Source organism: Acidovorax sp. GW823-FHT01C06, assembly GCF_058798375.1.
Window position 1 is genome coordinate 216376 of record NZ_JBXAKN010000008.1, and the last position, 17174, is coordinate 233549.

The 17174-nt window shown below is 69.5% G+C and carries 15 protein-coding genes; 5 read left to right on the forward strand and 10 right to left on the reverse strand.

Annotation, left to right across the window (positions count from 1 at the left end; genetic code table 11):
- Window positions 1-2 precede the first annotated feature (2 nt).
- The 5 genes from uppS to rpsB form a co-directional block, all read right to left on the reverse strand.
- Complete coding sequence (uppS, locus tag AC1RCS_RS17500) at window positions 3-734, reverse strand: polyprenyl diphosphate synthase (protein WP_218297694.1); 732 nt, start codon at window positions 732-734, stop codon at window positions 3-5.
- Between the two features lie 23 nt (window positions 735-757).
- Complete coding sequence (gene frr, locus AC1RCS_RS17505) at window positions 758-1318, reverse strand: ribosome recycling factor (RefSeq protein WP_218297695.1); 561 nt, start codon at window positions 1316-1318, stop codon at window positions 758-760.
- Between the two features lie 58 nt (window positions 1319-1376).
- Window positions 1377-2099, reverse strand: a complete 723-nt coding sequence (gene pyrH / locus AC1RCS_RS17510) for a UMP kinase (RefSeq protein ID WP_056413356.1) — start codon at window positions 2097-2099, stop codon at window positions 1377-1379.
- 50 nt (window positions 2100-2149) lie between these two features.
- Window positions 2150-3076, reverse strand: coding sequence for a translation elongation factor Ts (tsf, locus tag AC1RCS_RS17515; RefSeq protein WP_218297696.1), 927 nt, complete (start codon window positions 3074-3076; stop codon window positions 2150-2152).
- A 104-nt stretch (window positions 3077-3180) separates the two neighbouring features.
- A complete protein-coding gene (rpsB, locus tag AC1RCS_RS17520) occupies window positions 3181-3933 on the reverse strand; it encodes a 30S ribosomal protein S2 (RefSeq protein WP_218297697.1) in 753 nt (250 codons plus the stop codon).
- Between the two features lie 214 nt (window positions 3934-4147).
- Here rpsB and AC1RCS_RS17525 point away from each other — a divergent pair, with 214 nt between their 5' ends.
- Entirely contained in the window at window positions 4148-5506 is a 1359-nt protein-coding gene (locus tag AC1RCS_RS17525) for an amidase (protein WP_492245434.1), read from the forward strand.
- Between the two features lie 49 nt (window positions 5507-5555).
- Complete coding sequence (locus tag AC1RCS_RS17530) at window positions 5556-6788, forward strand: FAD-dependent oxidoreductase (RefSeq protein ID WP_218341587.1); 1233 nt, start codon at window positions 5556-5558, stop codon at window positions 6786-6788.
- Between the two features lie 146 nt (window positions 6789-6934).
- On the opposite strand, the gene AC1RCS_RS17535 is transcribed toward AC1RCS_RS17530, so the two are convergent.
- A complete protein-coding gene (locus AC1RCS_RS17535) occupies window positions 6935-8458 on the reverse strand; it encodes a CoA-acylating methylmalonate-semialdehyde dehydrogenase (RefSeq protein WP_218297700.1) in 1524 nt (507 codons plus the stop codon).
- Window positions 8459-8570: 112 nt separating this feature from the next.
- On the opposite strand from AC1RCS_RS17535, the gene AC1RCS_RS17540 reads away from it, so the two are divergent.
- Window positions 8571-9515 carry a LysR family transcriptional regulator gene (locus AC1RCS_RS17540; protein WP_492245433.1) on the forward strand — a complete coding sequence of 315 codons (945 nt, stop codon included), beginning with the start codon at window positions 8571-8573 and terminating at the stop codon, window positions 9513-9515.
- Between the two features lie 162 nt (window positions 9516-9677).
- Here AC1RCS_RS17540 and AC1RCS_RS17545 read toward each other — a convergent pair whose 3' ends face one another.
- From AC1RCS_RS17545 to AC1RCS_RS17560, 4 genes are all read right to left on the reverse strand, one after another.
- Entirely contained in the window at window positions 9678-10655 is a 978-nt protein-coding gene (locus tag AC1RCS_RS17545) for a tripartite tricarboxylate transporter substrate binding protein (protein ID WP_492245432.1), read from the reverse strand.
- Window positions 10656-10699: 44 nt separating this feature from the next.
- Window positions 10700-11674, reverse strand: a complete 975-nt coding sequence (locus tag AC1RCS_RS17550) for a Bug family tripartite tricarboxylate transporter substrate binding protein (RefSeq protein ID WP_218297703.1) — start codon at window positions 11672-11674, stop codon at window positions 10700-10702.
- A gap of 127 nt (window positions 11675-11801) precedes the next feature.
- Window positions 11802-12608 (reverse strand): 5-deoxy-glucuronate isomerase, encoded by an 807-nt coding sequence (gene iolB / locus AC1RCS_RS17555; RefSeq protein WP_218297704.1) that lies wholly within the window; start codon window positions 12606-12608, stop codon window positions 11802-11804.
- On the reverse strand, window positions 12605-14572 hold the full coding sequence (locus AC1RCS_RS17560) for a bifunctional 5-dehydro-2-deoxygluconokinase/5-dehydro-2-deoxyphosphogluconate aldolase (protein ID WP_492245431.1): 1968 nt from the start codon (window positions 14570-14572) through the stop codon (window positions 12605-12607). The genes iolB and AC1RCS_RS17560 overlap by 4 nt, the downstream gene beginning before the upstream one ends.
- Before the next feature lie 99 nt (window positions 14573-14671).
- Here AC1RCS_RS17560 and AC1RCS_RS17565 point away from each other — a divergent pair, with 99 nt between their 5' ends.
- Together AC1RCS_RS17565 and AC1RCS_RS17570 are read left to right on the forward strand one after the other, a co-directional pair.
- Complete coding sequence (locus AC1RCS_RS17565) at window positions 14672-15583, forward strand: MurR/RpiR family transcriptional regulator (RefSeq protein WP_492245430.1); 912 nt, start codon at window positions 14672-14674, stop codon at window positions 15581-15583.
- A gap of 68 nt (window positions 15584-15651) precedes the next feature.
- Complete coding sequence (locus tag AC1RCS_RS17570; protein ID WP_492245429.1) at window positions 15652-17169, forward strand: NAD(P)H-hydrate dehydratase; 1518 nt, start codon at window positions 15652-15654, stop codon at window positions 17167-17169.
- Window positions 17170-17174 lie beyond the last annotated feature (5 nt).

A 17174-nucleotide genomic window follows, 5' to 3' on the forward strand; every position in this document is an offset into this window, starting at 1 on the left:
TTTCAGCCCGGCATCGGATGGGGATGCGCGGACAGGATCTGTTCGGAGGTTTTGCCAAAACGGCGCTCGCGGCCGCCAAAGGCAGCAATCGCCTCGTCCAGCGCCGACTCGTCGAAATCCGGCCACAGCCGGTCGCTGAAGAAGAACTCGGAGTATGCGGCCTGCCACAGCAGAAAGTTGCTGATCCGCATTTCCCCCCCGGTGCGGATCACCAGGTCCGGATCGGGCACATGGGCCAGGCCCATAGCACCGTGCAGGCTGGCCTCGGTGATGGGCTCGCCGCGCGCTGCCAGCGATGCGGCGGCCTGGGCGATGTCCCAGCGGCCGCCATAGTTGAAACAGACGTTGAGGACGAGGCGGGTGTTTTGCGCCGTGGCGGCTTCTGCCTGCGCCAGGCCATCGCGCACCTTGGGCGACAGGCCGGCACGCTCACCCACGAAATACAGGCGCACGCCATCCTTCTTGAGCTGCGGCACTTCGCGTGCCAGCGCCATCGCCAGGAGTTCCATGAGGCCAGAGACCTCATCCGCCGGGCGGTTCCAGTTTTCGGACGAGAACGCGAAGACGGTCAACACCCCCACGCCACGCTGCACGCAGGCGCGCGCGCAGCGGCGCAGTGAATCAACCCCCTGCTTGTGGCCGGCCAGGCGCGGCAGAAAGCGGCGCGTGGCCCAGCGGCCGTTGCCATCCATGACGATGGCGATGTGGTGCGGCACCACCGGAGATACAGACATGTGAACGTTCAAGCCCTCAAGGCTTAAACCGCCATGATTTCCTGCTCTTTGGCCGCCACCAGCGCATCGATCTCGGCGATGTGCCTGTCGGTGAATTTCTGCACGTCGGTTTCGGCGCGCTTCTGGTCGTCTTCGGACGCCAGCTTGTCCTTGACCAGCTTCTTGACGGACTCGTTGGCATCGCGGCGCAGGTTGCGCACGGCGATCTTGGCGCTTTCGCCTTCATTGCGGGCCAGCTTGGTCATTTCCTTGCGGCGCTCTTCGCTCATGGGCGGCATGGGCACGCGGATGAGATCGCCCATGGACGCGGGGTTCAGGCCCAGATCGCTTTCGCGGATGGCCTTCTCGATCTTGGCGCCCATGCCCTTTTCCCAGGGCTGGACGCTGATGGTGCGCGAATCGATCAGCGCCACATTGGCCACCTGGCTCAGGGGCACGAAGGAGCCGTAGTACTCGACCTGCACGGTGTCGAGCAAGGCGGGGTTGGCACGGCCGGTGCGGATCTTCTGCAGGTTGTTCTTGAACGCCGCGATGGACTGGTCCATCTTGGTCTCTGCATTCTTCTTGATGTCGGCAATCGTCATGTTTTCTCCTCGGGGCCGGCCTGCATCCGGTGCAGGCCGCAAGCCATCATCGTCGTCGTCAAGCGTAAACCAGCGTACCTTCGTCTTCGCCCATCACCACGCGCTTCAAGGCGCCATGCTTGATGATCGAGAACACCCGCACCGGCAGCTTCTGGTCGCGGCACAGCGCGAAGGCGGTCGCATCCATGATGCCCAGGTTGCGGGACATGGCCTCGTCGAAGCTGAGCTTCGTGTAGCGCGTGGCCGTGGGGTCCTTCTGGGGGTCGGCAGTATATACGCCGTCCACCTTGGTGGCCTTGAGCACCAGCTCGGCGCCGATCTCGGCACCGCGCAGGGCAGCCGCCGTGTCGGTGGTGAAGAACGGATTGCCCGTACCGGCCGCGAACACCACGACCTTGCCCTCTTCGAGGTACTGCAGGGCCTTGGGACGCACGTAGGGCTCGACGACCTGCTCGATGGCGATGGCGGACATCACGCGGGCCACCAGGCCCTGCTTGTCCATGGCGTCCGCCAGGGCCAGCGCGTTCATGACGGTGGCCAGCATGCCCATGTAGTCGGCGGTGGCACGGTCCATGCCGACCGAGCCGCCGGCCACGCCACGGAAAATATTGCCCCCACCGATCACCACGGCCACCTGGACACCCAGGCGCGTCACTTCGGCGATCTCCTCCACCATGCGGACGATGGTGGCGCGGTTGATGCCGAAGGCGTCATCCCCCATCAGCGCCTCACCAGACAGCTTGAGCAGGATGCGCTTGTGGGCTGGTGCGGCGTGGGACATGGGAAATTTCTCCGGTGATAGATGCGGGGCTTGGGGGGTTGCGGAAACGATCAGGCAGCAGCCTTGGCAGCAGCCACCTGGGCGGCCACTTCGGCGGCGAAATCGTCGACCTTCTTCTCGATGCCTTCACCCACGACGTAGAGCGTGAAGCCCTTCACGTTGGTGTTGGCGGCCTTGAGCATCTGGGCCACGGTCTGCTTGCCGTCGGCGGCCTTCACGAAGACCTGGTCAGCCAGCGAGACTTCCTTGAGGTACTTCTGCACGGCGCCGTCGATGCGCTTGGCGGTGATTTCCGCGCTTTGCGCGGGCTTGCCGGCGGCCACGAGTTCCTTGTTGGCTTCGTCGGCCTTGCCTTCGGCGACAGAGCGCTCCTTGGCGATCAGGTCGGCAGGCACGTCGGCGCTGGTCAGGGCCACGGGCTTCATGGCGGCCACATGCATGGCCACGTCCTTGGCGGCAGCGGCATCGCCGTCGAACTCGACGACCACGCCAATGCGCGAGCCATGCAGGTAGGCTGCCAGGCTGGAGCCGCTGAAGCGCTTGAAGCGGCGGAACGACATGTTTTCGCCGATCTTGCCGATCAGGCCCTTGCGCACGTCTTCCAGCGTGGGGCCGAAGCTGTCCTGGCTGTAGGGCAGCGCGCCCAGGGCTTCGACGGTGGCGGGGTTGTGCTCGGCCACCAGCTTCGCGGCGGCATTGGCCATGGCGATGAAGCTGTCGTTCTTGGAGACGAAGTCGGTTTCGCTGTTGACTTCGACCAGGGCACCGGTGGTGCCGTCGATGTAGCTCGCCACCACGCCTTCGGCCGTGATGCGCGATGCAGCCTTGCCCGCCTTGGTGCCCAGCTTGACGCGCAGCAGCTCTTCGGCCTTGGCCATGTCGCCGTCGGCTTCCGTCAGGGCCTTCTTGCATTCCATCATGGGTGCGTCGGTCTTGCCACGCAGTTCAGCCACCATGCTTGCGGTAATTGCAGCCATCTTTATTCCTTCAGTGTTCAGTTCAATCGATTAGATTCAGCCTAAAAAAAAGGGGGCTCACCAGGGGCCCCGCTTTCATTCGCGACGGATCGCGCAGCCGGGTATCAGGCGGCGGCTTCTTGCACTTCCACGAACTCGTCGGAGCTCTCGGCCGTCACGGCCTTGACCACTTCGTTCACGGCGTTCGCACGGCCTTCGATGATCGCGTCGGCGATGCCACGGGCGTACAGCGTCACGGCCTTGGCCGAGTCGTCGTTGCCAGGGATCACGTAGTCGATGCCTTCAGGCGAGTGGTTCGTATCGACCACACCGATCAGCGGGATGCCGAGCTTCTTGGCTTCGGCCACGGCGATCTTGTGGAAGCCCACGTCGATGATGAAGATGGCGTCGGGCAGCGCAGCCATGTCCTGGATGCCGCCGATGTCCTTTTCGAGCTTCTCGATCTCGCGGGAGAACGTCAGCTGCTCCTTCTTGCTCAGGCTGTCCAGGCCAGCTTCTTGCTGGGCCTTCATGTCCTTGAGGCGCTTGATCGAGGTCTTGACCGTCTTGAAGTTGGTCAGCATACCGCCCAGCCAGCGCTGGTCCACGAAGGGCACGCCAGCGCGCAGGGCTTCGGTGGACAGGATCTCACGGGCCTGGCGCTTCGTGCCGACCATCAGGATCGTGCCGCGGTTGGCAGCCAGTTGCTTGGCGAACTTCTGGGCTTCCTGGAACAGTGGCAGCGACTTTTCCAGGTTGATGATGTGGATCTTGTTGCGATGGCCGAAGATGTAGGGGGCCATCTTGGGGTTCCAGAAGCGGGTCTGGTGACCGAAGTGGACACCGGCTTCCAGCATTTCGCGCATGGTAACGGACATAAAAATACTCCAAAGGTTGGGTCTAAAATCCAGCCCCAATACTTGCGCCGCCGTGGTTTCTCACGAAAGACGCAACACCTTGACAGGGCTGGTTTGCGATTGGTTCTGCGCAAGCCGCCACACGCACATTGCGACAATGCCCGATCACACCGGATTGCACTGCCCCTTGCCCGCGTTACTGCTCCCAGCAAAACCCAAAGATTCTAGCACACCCATGCTCCCTGACCTGATCGCCACCCGCGACCGCCTGCGGGACGGCACCACCGCCGTGCCCGCAGAGCTGGAACGTTGCATCGAAGCCGCCCAGTCCCCTGCGAACACCCACAGTTTCGTGCGCACGCTGTTCGGGGAAGCACGCACCAATGCGGTGCAAGCCAGCCTGGACCGCCTGCCCTTGGCCGGCCTGGCGGTATCGGTCAAGGACCTGTTCGACATCGCCGGCCAGCCCACGCCCGCCGGCTCCACGGTGCTGGCGGATGCGCCCGCCGCAGCGGCCGACAGCCCCGCGGTGGCGCGCCTGCGTGCCGCGGGTGGCGTTGTCATCGGCCGCACGAACATGGTGGAGTTCGCGTTTTCAGGCGTGGGGGTGAATCCGCACTTCGGCACGCCCGCGGCCTTCGATGCCCGGTCGGGCGCATTACCCGGCGCGCCACGGGTTCCCGGCGGCTCGTCGTCGGGCGCCGCCGTGTCGGTGGCCACGGGGGCTGCGTTCATCGGACTGGGGTCGGACACGGGAGGGTCGATCCGCATTCCGGCGGCGCTCAACGGCATCGTGGGCTTCAAGAACACCGCGCGGCTGGTCCCCACGGCCGGGGCCGTCCCGCTGTCCACCACGCTCGACACGGCCTGCGCCATGACCCGCAGCGTGCGCGATGCCATCGTGGCGCACGAGGTGCTGGCCGCCCGGAGCGTCACGCGCAGCCTGGCACCGCTGTCGCAATACCGCCTGGCCGTCCCCTCGACGGTCTTCCTGGACGGCATGGACGCCACGGTGGCCCGGGCGTTCGAGCGCACCCTGTCCGCGCTGCGCGCGGCGGGCGCCACCATCGCCACCATCGACATGCCCCCCATGCAGGAGCAGCCGGTGCATGGCTTCTCCGCGCCCGAAGCCTACGCCTGGCACCGCGAACTGCTGCAGCGCGCGGGCACGCGCTACGACCCCCGTGTGCGTGCGCGCATCGACAAGGGCGCGGCGCTGATGGCATGGGAATACATCGACCTGCTGCAGGCCCGCCAGCACTGGATGGCCTGCATGCACGCGTGCATGGAAGGCTACGACGTCCTGCTGTCCCCCACCGTGCCCATCGTGGCCCCCGCCCTGGCGGATGTGGCCCCGGCCGGCGGCCAGGACGCCGCGCAGGATGCGGCGCGCGACGCCGAGTTCTTCCGCGTCAACACCCTGCTGCTGCGCAATACCAGCGCCGTCAATCTACTGGACGGCTGCGCGCTGTCCCTGCCCTGCCATGTACCGGGGGAACTCCCGGTGGGCCTGATGGTCTGGCACGGGGCCCTGCGGGATGACACCGTGCTCAACACGGGCCTGCAAATCGAAAAAATACTACAAAAACAATAGCTGCAAGCGCTTGATAATCAAGCTCTAGAGGCTAAAAACACCCAAATTCATGAAGATTGCCATCGTGGGCGCCGGCATTGTCGGCGTCACCACTGCCTATGAGCTGGCCAGCGACGGCCACGAGGTCACCGTGTTCGAGCAGCGCAGCGCTGCCGCCGAAGAAGCCAGTTTTGCCACGGCCGGCCTGCTGGGCTCCCACGTGCTCAGCCCCTGGGCCCTGCCCGGCTTCGGCCAGGCGCTGCGGCTCATGGGCGCCCACGCCACGCTGCGGCTGGCGTCCGGCCTGGGCCAGGACCATCTGGCCTGGCTGTGGCGCTGGCGCCGCGCGGCACGCGCCAACAGCGCGCCGGCCCCGGCTCTGGAGCAACTGGCGCGGTACAGCCAGGAGCGCCTGAAGGCCATCGCCAGCCAGCACGAGCTGGATTTCGAATCCAGTGACGGACGCCTGGTGCTGCTGCGCAGCGAGCAGGAGCAGGCCGCGCTGCAGCCGGCCCTGCAGGTGCTGCGCGACTGCGGCGTGGCGGCACGCGAGATCGATGCCGCGACGGCGCGCCACATCGAGCCCGGGCTGTCCCCCGACGCCCCGCTGGCCTGCGCCATCCACCTGCCCGACGCCAGCGCCGGCAACTGCCGCCTGTTCGCGCAACTGCTGCGCCAGGGCACGCAGGGTTCGGGCGTGCAGTTCGCGTTCAACACCCGTGTCGAACGCATCGGCACCAGCCCCCTGGGCATTGCGGTGCCAGGCGAGCCCGAGCTGCGCCGCTTCGATGCCGTGGTGCTGTGCGCGGGCATGGCCTCGGCCGCGCTGCTGCCGCCGCTGGGGCTGCGCCTGCCGATGACCGCCGTGTACGGCTATTCGGTCAGCGCGCCCCTGCGCGAGTCCACGCACGCGCCACGCGCCAGCGTGGTGGACATGGCCCAGCAGATCTCCATCACCCGCCTGGGGCAGCGTGTGCGCATTGCCGGTGGCGCGGAGCTGGCGGGCGCCGACGCGGACCACCATGCGCCCACCCTGCAGCGCCTGTACCGCACGCTCAACGACTGGTTCCCCGGAGGGGCGCAGCTGTCCTCGGGGCTGCAGGTTTGGCGCGGCGCGCGCACCATGCTCCCCGACGCGGCCCCCGTGGTGGGCCCCAGCGGGGTGCCGGGGCTGTGGCTCAACACGGGCCACGGCGCCGGCGGCTGGGCCCTGGCCTGCGGGAGCGCCCGGGCCGTGGCGGACCTGATCGGCCAGCGCAGCCCCGAGATCGGCCTCGAGGAGTTCGGCATCCAGCGTTTCTAGAGCGTGCTGGAGTCCCCCCCCGGAACGGGAGGCCCGGCAAACCCGCCAGGGACGCTGGGCGCGGGGATCGAAAGGGCCCGCGGCAACGCGCCGCGGCCACGAAAAAATGGGGCCAAAGCCCCATTCCAGCGACCGCGCGCCGGGTCCTACTTGGCCGTCGGCATCACGAACTCGGCCCCCTTGGGCGTGCTTTCAGGCCAGCGCTGCATGATGCTCTTTTGCTTGGTGTAGAAGCGCACGCCTTCCTCGCCGTAGGCGTGCATGTCGCCAAACAGGCTGCGCTTCCAGCCGCCAAAGCCATGCCAGGCCATGGGCACGGGAATCGGCACGTTGATGCCGACCATGCCGGCCTGGATGCGGCGGCCGAACTCGCGGGCCACGTTGCCGTCGCGCGTGAAGCAGGCCACGCCGTTGCCGAACTCATGGTCGTTGACCAGCTTCACGGCCTCGCCAAAATCCTTGGCGCGCACCACCGCCAGCACCGGGCCGAAGATCTCCTCCCGGTAGATGCGCATCTGCGGCGTGACATGGTCGAACAGGGTGCCTCCCATCCAGAAGCCGCCTTCGCAGCCCTCGCCGGCCTGCGCCGCGTCAAAGCCGCGGCCATCCACCAGCAATTGCGCGCCCTCCTTCACGCCCAGGTCGATGTAGCCCGAGATGCGCTCGTGGGCCGCGCGGGTGACGATGGGGCCCATCTCCGCCGCCAGGTTCGTGCCGTCGAGCACCTTGAGCGCCTTCGTGCGCTCGACGAGCTTGGGCACCACCTTGTCGGCGGCATCTCCCACCAGCACGGCCACGCTGATGGCCATGCAGCGCTCACCGGCCGATCCGTAGCCCGCGCCGATGAGGGCGTCCACGGCCTGGTCCATGTCGGCATCGGGCATGACGATCATGTGGTTCTTGGCGCCGCCCAGGGCCTGCACGCGCTTGCCGTGGCGGGCGCCGGTCTCGTAGATGTAGTTGGCGATGGGGGTGGAGCCGACAAAGCTGATCGCCCGGACATCGGGGTGCTCGATGAGCGCATCCACCGCCTCCTTGTCGCCCTGCACCACGTTGAAGACGCCGTCGGGCAGGCCCGCCTGCCGGAACAGGTCGGCCATGAGCAGCGAGGCCGTGGGATCGGTGGGGCTGGGCTTGAGCACGAAGGTGTTGCCGGTCGCGATGGCCACCGGAAACATCCACATGGGCACCATGACCGGAAAGTTGAAAGGCGTGATCCCCGCCACCACGCCCAGGGGCTGGCGCAACGTCCAGTTGTCGATGCCGGTGCTCACCTGGTCGGTGAAATCGCCCTTGAGCAGTTGCGGAACGCCGCAGGCGAACTCGATGATGTCGATGCCGCGCGCCACCTCGCCCTGCGCATCGGTGAACACCTTGCCATGCTCGGCCGTGATGGCGCGGGCCAGCGCATCCTTGTGCTGGTTGACCAGCTCCAGGAACTTGAACAGCACGCGGGCGCGGCGGATGGGCGGCGTGTCCGCCCAGGCGGGAAAGGCGGCCTGCGCGGCGGCCACGGCCGCATCCACATCGGCGCGGTGGGCCAGCGCCACGCGGCCCGTCACGGCGCCCGTGGCGGGATTGGTCACGTCCTGGCTGCGTGTGCTGGTGCCCATGGTGCGCTGGCCGTGGATGTAGTGGCCAATGGGGGCCGGCTGGGTGGCGGTGGTCATGCAAACCTCTTTCAAAGAACGGTGGAAAGTGGCCTGCAGTCTAGGAGCGACAACCCGCCGCGCCAAGACCGTGGCGGTGAATTGATTGTTCACATTGATGAACAATAGAGCCATGAAATCGACAATCCATCCCAAACCCGAAGCCCTGTGGTCGCACCTGCACTGGCTTGTCGTGCTGGGCGAACAGGGCAGCTACACCGGCGCCGCCGCGCGCCTGGGCGTGAGCAAGGCGGCCATGAGCCAGCACATCGCGGAGCTGGAACGCGCGGCAGGCGTGCCGCTGGTGCGGCGCACCACGCGCAGCGTGGGCCTGACCGAGGCGGGGCGGCAGCTGGTGGACGACACGCGGGGCGCGTTCGACAGCATCGCCGAGAGCTTTGCGAGCGTGCGCGACCGCGCCGGCGTGCCCCAGGGCCGCCTGCGCGTGACCGCCCCCGTCGCGCTGGCACGCCAGCAACTGGTGCCCCGGCTGCCTGCGTTCGTGCGCGCCTATCCCGAAGTGCGGCTGGAGCTGGACCTGTCGGACAACCTGCGCTCGCTGACGCTCGAAGGGCTGGACCTGGCCATCCGCCACACCGCCGTGGCCCCCGACACCCATGTGGCCTGGCTGCTGTGCACCACGCGGTCCGTGCTAGTGGCCAGCCGCGCCTACCTGCGCCGCGCCGGTCTGCCCCGCACGCCCGGCGACCTGCGCGGGCACGACTGCCTGCACTACCCCCGCACCCAGGAAGCTCCGGCCTGGACCTTCGAGCCCGTGGTGCCGGGCACCGCCCCCCGACTGACCGTGCCCGTGGCCGGGCCGCTGGCCGCCAGCAACAGCGAGGCCCTGCGCGACGCGGCCCTGGCGGGCCTGGGCATCGCGCTGGTCCCCGACTTCAGCGCGCAGGCCGCGCTGCAGTCGGGCAAGCTCGTCCAGGTGCTGCCCGACTGGCGCTCCGTGGGCACCTTCAGCGAGACGATCCACGCGATACGTCCCTACTCGGCCCATGTGCCGCGTTCGGTGTCGGTGTTCGTGGAATGGCTGCGCGAGGCCTTTGCCCCCGGCTTCGGGACATGAGGCCGTGCGCGGGCCGCGGCCCCCGGGACGGGGGAAGCCGTGCGGCCATGCCCACCGCGAGGCGGACACCGTGGACCCGGCGGACGCACACCCAAAAAAAGAAAACCGCCCGCAGCGGCCCCGTGGGGCGCCGCAGGGCGGGCCTGCAGGTTCGGCGGCTTCTCAGGCCTTGATGCCCAGCCTGTCCACCAGTTGCTTGAACGTGGCGTTGTCCCGTGCGATCAGGGCGTTGAAGTCCGCCTGGTCCAGGTAGCCCTCCCCCATGTTCTGGCGGGCCATGGTGTCGCGCAGCGCGGGCTCCTGCAGGGTCTTGGCGATGGCGGCGCGCAATACCGCCACCACTTCGGGCGGAGTGCCCTTGGGCGCGGCCAGACCGCGCCAGCCCCCGATCACGAGGTCGATCTTGCGTTCCTTGAGCGTGGGCACCGCCTCCCACCCGGCGGCGATGCGCTGCTCGGACATCACGGCCAGCGGGCGGATCTTGCCCGCCGCCACATAGGTGGCCACCTCCACCGGCGTGACGGCCACCACCTCGATGTGCCCGCCCAGCAGGTCCAGCACGGCGGGGTTGGCACCGCGGTACGGCGCATGGTTGAACGACACGCCCACCTTGTCCTCCAGCGCCGCGGCCGCCAGATGCCCCAGCGAGCCCGGCCCCGCATTGCCCACGCGCACGCCGCCCGGGTTCTTGCGGGCGGCCGCCAGCAGGTCCTCGATGGTGCGCAGGGGGGAGTCCGCGCGCACGGCCAGCGTGGCCGGGTCGGCGTTCAGCCGCGCGATGGGGGTCAGGCTGTCGGCCGTGATCCTGGTGATGCCCATGTGGGGGATCATCGTGATCTCCACCGTGATGATGGCCAGCTTGTAGCCGTCGGGCCGGGCATTGGCCAGCTCGGTCCAGCCCACGGCGCCGCTGGCGCCCGCCTTGTTGAGAACGATCAGGTCCTGCGGCAGGTGCTTGCGCGCCGCCTCGGCCAGCGCCCGGGCCAGCACATCGGTGCCGCCGCCCGCGGCGAAGGGCACGATGAGTTCAATGGGCTTGCCGGGATAGGCCGCGGTCTGGGCGGCGGCGGGCAGCATGGTACCTGCGGCCAGGCTGGCCAGGGCAGCGCAGGCATGGCGGCGGTTCAGGGAAACGGTCATGGCGTGGTGTCTCGTGTCGGGTATCTGGGGTCGTATCGGCCCGGTCAATCAAGGCGGATGTTGGCGGCGCGGATCACGCCCGCCCACAGCTTCTGTTCGCTGCGCACGAAGTCGGTGAACTGCTGGGGCGTCATGGACAGCGGCTGGATGCCGATCTCTTCGAGCTTGGCGCGCGTCTCGGGATGGCGCAGGGCGGCCGCCAGGTCCTTGTTCAGGCGCTCCACCACCGCCGCAGGCATCCGGGCCGGGCCCACGAAACCCTGCCACGCATAGGCCTCGAAGCCGGGTACGCCGGCCTCGGCCATGGTGGGCACATCGGGCAGGATGGACAGCCGCTGCGGCGTGGCCACGGCCAGCACGCGCACCTTGCCCGCCTTGATCATCGACAGGCTGGGCGGAAGGTCGACGAACATCGACTGCACCTGGCCCGCCATGAGGTCCTGCAGCGCCGGGGCCGAGCCCTTGTAGGGGACATGCAGGATGTCCGTGCCGGTGCGCTGCTTGAACAGTTCCAGCGCCACGTGCAGCGGAGAACCCGGGCCCGACGAGGCCGACGAGACGGTCCCCGGGCTCTTGCGCACCTGGGCCAGGAACTCCTGCATGTTCCGGGCCGGGAAGTCGGGGTGCACGGCCAGCACCAGGGGCATGCGGCCCAGGCCGCCGATGAAGCTGAAGTCCTTCTCGGCGTTGTAGCTCAGCGCGGAATACATGGCCGGGTTGAAGGCCAGCGTGCCCGAATCGGCCGTGCCCACGGTGTAGCCGTCGGCCGCGGAGCGCGCGATGAAGGTGGCGCCGATGATGCTGGCCGCGCCCGGCTTGTTGTCCACCACCACGGGCTGGCCCAGGTCCTGCCCCATGCGCACGGCCAGGCTGCGCGCGATCACGTCGGTGGTGCCGCCGGGCGCATAGGGAACCACCCATTTGACGGGCTGGGACGGGTAGGCGGCGGTCTGCGCCTGGGCGCCGAGCGTGCAGGCGAGCAGTGCACCGGCAAGGATGCGAAGGGTGTTGCGTTTCATGGTGTGTTTGTCTCCAGAGGTTGGCGGTTCAGGGGCAAGGTTTTCTGCGAACCTTTTCGGAAATCTTTGGTGTTTTTGCGCTCTTGCGCTTGATGCGATTGCGCCAGCAGCTATCAAATAAATAGCATCAGCGCGGCGCGACCATCCAGGCATGCGCGGGATCGTTCCTGAACGCCCAGCGGCGCTCGGGCCCCGCCATGGTGTTGAGGTAGTACAGGTCGTAGCCATGCGGGGCCACGCAGGGGTGGTAGCCGCGCGGCACCATCACCGTGTCGCGGTGTTCCACGGCCATGGATTCGTCCAGCGAGCGGTCGTCGGTGTACACGCGCTGAAAGGCGAATCCCTGCGCGGGATGGAGCTGGTGGTAGTAGGTTTCCTCGAGCACGGTTTCGGCGTGTGGCTGGCCCGCGTCGGCGCTGTCGTGCTTGTGCGGCGGGTAGCTCGATGAATGCCCGGCCGGGGTGATCACCTCCACGACCAGCAGGCCTTCGGCGGGCTGCGACTCGGGCAGGATGTCGCAGACGTGGCGCGTGTTGCTGCCCTGCCCGCGCACGCTGCGCTGCATCTGCGCGGGTTCGATCACCCGCTCGGGATACAGGCCGCGCGCCGGCGCGCTGCTCAACGCCACCTCGGCGGCGCCCCGCGCCACGATGCGCACCGCCCGGTCTGGCGGCACATACACGGCCGTGGGCGAGGCCTCCTCGAACACCGAGGCACGGCTGCCCAGGGCCCGGTAGGCCTGTGCGCCCACGTGCACGTCCACCTGCCCGCTGAGCACCGTGATGCACAGCTCGCGCGCGCCGGTGGCCAGCGACTCCTCGTCCCCCGCGCCCAGGCGCAGGGCCTTGAACCCCACGTGGGTCCATCCGGCCGTGGCCGGCGTCACATCCACCACCACCCGGCCCGACGGGTTGGCCTTGACAAGCAGTGTCATGCGGGCACTCCCGCGGCGTCGGGGGCGGTGGCGGCCTGCGCCGGCCGGCTGTCGCGCCAGCCCGCGATGAGGCGGCGGAAATTGGCGGCCACCTGGGCCTGCAGCCCGGCGTCGTCGATCTCGCCCTTGAGCCAGGCCAGGCTGGGCCCGGCCCAGACGGTGCGCCCGATCATGAAGCCCTTGACGATGGGCGCGCGCGCCTCGGCAAAGCCTGCGATGAGCTGCTCCACCGGCTGCGACAGCCCCAGGATCACCGCGCCACGGCAGTACGGGTCGCGCTCGCGCACCAGGGCGTCCAGCGCCTCCCAGTGGCGCGCGGCCATGGCGCCGACCTTCCACCACTCGGGCTTGAGGCCGATCCCGTAGAAGTGGCGGATGGCGCGCAGCACGGCCTCGCCGGTATCGCCCGGGGCCAGCATGTCCTTGGGCGGAATCACCTCCAGCAGCAGTTCATGCCCGCTGGCGCGCGTGGCCTCCCACACCTGCTGCAGCCACTCGTCCTGCTCGGCGCGCAGCGCGGCCGCGTCGTCCGGATGGTAGAACACCAGGCATTTCACGACCTGCTCGCGCGGCCAGTGCACCAGCTGCGAGGCCAGCGAATGCGTGCCGTCGAAACGCAGCGGGCGCGAGCCGGGCCGCTCGATCGGGCGCCCCAGCCACCAGCCCCGGCCCGTGGCGCCGTGCAGCGCGGCCTCGCCGATGCGTCCGTCGATCAGCACGCCCATGCGCCCCCCGCACCCGGGGTCCCGCTCGACCTCGGCCACCACGGCGTTGAGCAGCTGCTTGAGCACGGGCAGGCGTGCGCCCTGCGCACCGGCCTGCCGCGCCAGGTCTTCAAACTGGGCGCGGTGGTCGTAGGCCAGCACGAACAGCTCGGGCCACTGCGGCCGCGCCGCCGTCACCCGGTGCAGATGGGCCAGTTGCGGGTCCTGGTCGGGCCGGGGGTGGCGGTGCCCCGAGAACCAGTGGGCCAGCTCGGCCGGTGTGGGCATGGCGGGCGCGCAGCCGTGGCGCGACACCACGATGGCCCCGCAGGCATTGGCGATCGCCGCCGACTCGACCAGGGTCTTGCCCCGCAGCAGGCCCGACAGCAGGCCCGACGCGAAGGCATCGCCCGCGCCCAGCACGTTGAGCACCTCGATGCGCTCGCCCAGCACCGTGGGCGCATCGTCCAGGGCGGCGGGCACCGCCCCCTCGATGATGCTGCAGCCCAGCGGGCCCCGCTTGACCACCAGCACGGCCTGTGTGTGCCCGCGCACTGCGCGCAGGCTGGCCATCAGGTCCCCGGGCACGCCGCCGGCGATCAGCCACTCCTCTTCGGTGCCGATGATGAGCTCGAACGATCCGAGCTGCGCCTGCAGGTGGCGGCTCACCGCGTCGCTGCCCACGTAGCGCGTTTCGCCATCGCCCTTGGCGGCCAGCCCCCACAGCACGGGGCGGTAGTCGATGTCCAGCACCCGCACCAGGCCATGGCGCTGCGCGATGTCCAGCGCGCGGCGGCTCGCGGCCAGCACGGTGGGCGTGCTCAGGTGCGTTCCGGTGATCACCAGGCTGCGGCAGCGCGCCAGGAACTCCTCGCTGATCGCGTCGGCGTCCAGCGCCATGTCGGCGCAGTTCTCGCGGGCGAAAAGCAGGGGGAAGGTGTCCTGGTCCTTGATGCCCAGCAGCACCATGCCCGTCAGGCGCTGGTCGTCCACCTGCACCTGGCTCACGTCGCAGCCCTCGCGCCGCAGGGTGTCGAGCAGGAAGCGGCCGTTCTGCTCATTGCCCACGCGCGACACCATGGCCGAGCGCAGCCCCAGCCGGGCAGTGCCAAAGGCTATGTTGGCCGACGAGCCTCCCAGGTATTTGGCGAAACTGGTCGCGGCCTCCAGGCTGCAGCCGATCTGCTGGGCATAGAGGTCCACGGCCAGCCGGCCCAGGCAGGCCACGTCAAAGGGCCGGTTGGAAGGAAAAGAGAGCATGCACGGGTCTCCGCAAGGGCGCGGCGGCGGGAAAGCGCGCGCCGGATAATGGTTCGTTGCGCCTATGATAGCCCAAAATAGAAAATATTTTCTAATTTAATGAAAAATAGAAACACCCTGGCCGATCCCATTGCCACGCCCCCCGGCAACGCGTCCGCCCCCTACCCCGACGCGGACGCATTCCTGGCGGCCGTGCATGCGGGCTTCGAGCCCTTGAGCCGCCAGCTCAAGACCATCGCGCGCTATGTCGAGAAGCAACGCGACCAGCTGGCGCTCGATGGCGTGCAGGCCACGGCCGCGCAATGCGGCGTGCAGCCGTCGGCACTGGTGCGGTTTGCCAAGCATTTCGGGTTTTCGGGCTACACGGAAATGCAGGCCCTGTTCCGCGCCGGAGCCGTGCGGCAGCTGGCCCCCAACCGCAACTACCAGGAACGCATCCGCGAACTGATCGTGCCCGGCGGCAGCGCGCGGTCGGCCGCCCAGCTCGCGCACGAGGTGATCGACGGCAACATCGACAGCCTGCAGGCGCTGCAGCGCAACCTGCCGGACGCACAGTTCGATGCGGCGGTGGAGCTGATGCTGCAGGCCCCCGCGCTCTGGCTGGCCGCATCGCGCCGCGCGTTTCCGGTGGGCGCCTACCTGGCCTACGCGCTGCAGCACACGGCCAAGCCGGTGCACTGGCTGCACGGGCTGGGTTTCATGCACCAGGGCGAGCTGCGCGCGCTGGCGCCCGGCGATGTGCTGGTCGCCGTCTCGTTCGAGCCCTACGCGCAGGAGACCCTGGAGCTCGCACAGGCGGCGGTGGCGCGCGGCGCGCGCCTGCTTGCCATCACCGACAGCCAGCTGAGCCCGCTCGCGGCCCTGGCCAGCGCCACCCTGATCGCGCAGGACGGTGCCACTTTTGGTTTTCGCTCGCTCACCAGCACGCTGAGCCTCGCGCAATCGCTGTTCCTGGGCCTGGCCTACCGGATGGAGCTGGCCTACGACCACCGCTCCACGGCGAAGCCCTGAGCCCGCCGCCACCGGCCCCCCCCGACCACCACCCGCCACCACCCGCCACCACCTGCCAGCCCCCGCCCATGCACCCCATCACGCCCCAGCAGCCGCACCCCCTGTTCAACACGGCAGCCACGCGGCGCATGGAGCAGCAGGCCGCCGCCGCCCTGCCCCCGCACACGCTGATGCAGCGGGCGGGCTTGGCCGTGGCCCGCCTGGCCCGGGCGCTCGCGCCCCATGCGCGCACCGTGTGGATAGCCTGTGGCCCCGGCAACAACGGCGGCGACGGCCTGGAGGCCGCCCTGCACCTGCAGCGCGACGGACGGCGCGTGGTGGTCACCTGGCTGGGCAACCCGGACCGCGCCCCCGCCGATGCCCGCCGTTCGTGGGAACGCGCGCGGGACGCGGGCGTGCTGTGGGCCGACAGCGCCCCCGAAGACCTCACGGCCTCCGACCTGTGCATCGACGCGCTGCTGGGCATCGGCGTGGGAGCCAACCCCGCCAGCCCCCCGGCCCGCGAACCGGACGAGCGGCTGCGCCGCTGCCTGGAGGCCCTGCAGCGCAGCCCCGCGCCCGTGCTGGCGGTGGACCTGCCCAGCGGTCTGGACGCCGATACGGGACAGTTCGCGGCGGGCTTCGCGCCCGACGCAGCCCACCCGCCGCGCGCCGCGCGGCACACGCTGAGCCTGCTCACCCTCAAGCCCGGCCTCTTCACCGGCGCGGGGCGTGACGCCACGGGCAGGGTGTGGTTTGACGCGCTGGGCGCGGAGGCCGGGCACGAGCCCCCCAGCGCCTGGCTTTGTGGCCCCGCGCTGGCGGCACCACGCGCCCATGCCAGCCACAAGGGCAGCTATGGCGACGTGGCCGTGGTGGGGGGAGAGGGGCTGGCGGGGCGTGGCATGGGCATGGCGGGCGCCGCCCTGCTGGCCGCGTCCGCGGCCTTGCATGGCGGCGCGGGGCGTGTACTGGTGGCCCTGCTCGACGGCGGCCATCTGGAGCTGGACCTGCAGCAACCCGAGCTGATGTTCCGCCGCTTCGACGCCCTGGCGCTGGAACAGCTCACCGTGGTCTGCGGCTGCGGCGGCGGCCAGGCCGTCGCCCATGTGCTGCCGGGCGTCATCACGCGCTCGGCGCGGCTGGTGCTGGACGCCGATGCCCTCAACACCATCGCCAGCCAGGCCGCCCTGCACGCGCTGGTGGTGGCGCGCGGCCAGCACGGCTTGCCCACGGTGCTGACGCCCCACCCTCTGGAGGCCGCCCGGCTGCTGGGCCTGTCCACCGCCGAGGTCCAGGCGGACCGCCTGGACGCGGCCCAGCAACTGGCCTCGCAGTTCAACTGCGTGGCCGTGCTCAAGGGCTCGGGCACAGTGGTGGCGGCCCCCGGCCGCGTGCCCGCCATCAACCCCACGGGCAACGCACGGCTGGCCACCGCGGGCACGGGGGATGTGCTTGCCGGCATGGTCGCGGCGCACATGGCCGCCGGGGCCAGTGCCCTGCGCGCCGCCTGCGAGGCGGTGTATGGCCACGGGCTGGCGGCAGATGCCTGGCCGGCCGGGCTGGCTCTCACCGCCAGCGGGCTCGCGCGGCGCGCGGGCGGCTGACGGCA